Source organism: Streptococcus sp. HMSC10E12 (assembly GCF_001807855.1).
In the GTDB taxonomy this organism is placed as follows: Bacteria; Bacillota; Bacilli; order Lactobacillales; family Streptococcaceae; genus Streptococcus; species Streptococcus salivarius.
In genome coordinates this window covers 1-2591 of the sequence record NZ_KV791085.1, presented here as the reverse complement: position 1 = coordinate 2591, position 2591 = coordinate 1, and the positions used below count along the sequence as shown (strand labels likewise).

The window sequence follows — 2591 nt, the reverse complement described above, 5'->3', positions numbered from 1 at the left end:
CATCTGCATAGACGAATTGGTTGGTTACAGCAGCACCTGTTTCAGCGTCGAAGTAGTAAGTTGGGTTGTCTTCTGCTCTGCTAAGAAAAGAAATATAAAACTTAGGTCCAACTAATTTTCCACGAACTTGTTCGTTTGTTTCGTATTTGTTCATTGGATTGGCAGAGAAATAGTAAAGTTTCCCATCAATTTTTTTGAAACCTGCGACTTTTTTACCATTTTCTAGGTAGAACCAACTACCGCGAGATTTAACAAAACCAGTTTTTTCTACAGCTTCGCCAGTTTCATCATCATAGTAAGGTGGATTTTGATATATGTTAAAGGAACCACGAAGGACCCTTCCGTTTTGCTCAACATAGTAATCCTTACCGTTAACACTTATACTTCCAGTTCGTCCATTACTGCTAAAATAGTATAAATCGTCACCAATTTTAATAAACTGATCACGAGGGAGCTCTTTCCGTGCGCCAGTATCTTTATCGTAGTAGTAACCATCAAGAACAGTATCTTTAGCTTGTACACCATTATAGTCAAAGTAAACGTGTACCCCATCGATGGTTTGTGAGCCTTTAAGGATATTACCTTCTGCATCTGCATAGTACCATTTACCATTATGGTTGAAGTATTGATTTTTTACAAGAGCACCGGAGTCTTTATCATAATATCTCATAGGAGTACCAGATAGATAATATTTTTCTTTTATGACTAATTTACCATCTTTGTCAGTAAAGCCCCCTTTAATTTGTTGCCCTGTTTTAGTATCAAAATGGACTTGAACCCCATCGATGGTCTGTTCGCCTTTGAGAATCTTACCCTCAGCATTGACGTAGTACCAATTATCGTTAACTTGGACATAGCGACTTGTTCCCAAATCTACTTTGGCACCAGAATTTTGGTCGTAATAGTAACCATTATCACCAAACTCTCCTTTTACTTGTTTACCCCCATAAGGATCAAAGTATACAGGAACATTGTTAATGGTTTGAGAACCTTTAAGTCTTTTACCGTCATTGCCTACATAGTACCAGTCTTTATCAACTTGGACATAGCTATTGGTTACGAGAGCACCAGTGACCCCATCGTAGTATTTATCGTTTCTTGCGAAATTTCCTTTAACTTGAGCACCAGTTTCTTTATCAAAGAAGTATTCAATGTTGTCGATGACTGTTGCCCCTTTGATAGCCTTACTATCAGCTCCAATAAAGTAGGTTTTGTCTTTAACTGTTACGAAACGATTAGTAACTAGATTTCCAGAGTCTTTATCATGAAATTGTTTGTTGTAGTCAAAATCTCCTTTCACTTGGATACCTTTATAGCCAAAGTAGACATGAGCGCCATCAATAGTTTGTTCACCTGTCAAGATTTTTCCATCGTTACCGATGTAGTACCAGTTGCCTTTAATTTGAACATAACGGTTTGTGCCTAGGTCGACTCGGTTACCATCCTGATCATAGAAGTAGCCATCGTCACCAAAATTGTCGAAGACTTGTCTTCCATCATATGTAAAGTAAACCTGTTTACCATTGATAGTTTTAGCACCTTTTACACGAATACCCTGCTCATCAACATAGTAGCGTTCATTTTGGTGGGTATAGTTATCGTAGGCAATAACGTAGTTGTTAGTGACTAGTGCACCAGAATCTTTGTCGTAATAGTGTTCTTTATTGTTAGTATCATTTCTAACAAAATAGCCCTTAACTTGAACACCACCTTGATTGAAGTAAACCTTAACGCCATCGATGGTTTGTGGTCCCTTTAAAATAGCACCATCATTTCCAGCATAGTACCATTTTCCGTTTAATTCAAAATAGCGGTTTGTCCCGAAATCAACTTGTTTTCCGTTTTCGTCGTAATAACGGTCATCAGAAGCAAATCTACCTTTAACTTGTTCACCATACTGATCAAAATAATACCACGCTCCATTAACTTCTTTGGAACCAATTGTCTTATTACCATTTTCATCTAAGTAATAGGTTCTACCATAATTTTCAACGAATTTATTAGTAACAAGAGCACCAGAGTCTTTGTCATAATAGTGACCGTCCCAGGTAAATTCCCCTTTAACCTGAACACCACTATCTCTAAAGTAGACCTTAACGCCATCAATAGTTTGTGGTCCAGTCAGGTCTTTACCGCTAGCATCTTTGTAATGCCAGTAGCCATATTCGTCTCTATAGTACTGACCACCAGTGACGTTTGTTTCCTTGTTCGAAGTTTCGGTAGCTGAAGCAGTCTCATTGGCAGCTCGGTCTGTAGTTACAGCCTCACGTGTTTGGCCTGTGGCTGATTCTGCAGGAGCTTGGCTTTCACTTGCAGTTGTTGAAGCTGTTTCACTGGCAACTTCAGAGCTTGCAACAGAAGTTGTGGCTTGTTCTGAGACATTTGTAGTGCTTTCAGTGCTAGCTACATTTTCAGTAGTAGCAGGAGTTTCGACAACCTTTGTTTCTACTAGGTCTGCTGTGGTTTCCACATTGGTAGATGTTGTAGCAGTCGTATCAAGGTTAGATGCGTTGTCAGCCTTAGTTTCCTCAGTAAAGGCAGGTCTTGCGATTAAAGTAAAACTTGCAAGAGCAGTTGCACATGAGAATGCA

1 pseudogene is annotated in these 2591 nt (G+C 38.9%); it reads right to left on the bottom strand.

Annotated elements, in window-relative coordinates:
- A pseudogene (locus tag HMPREF3112_RS03265) lies at positions 1–2591 on the bottom strand (glucosyl transferase); the annotation flags it as partial.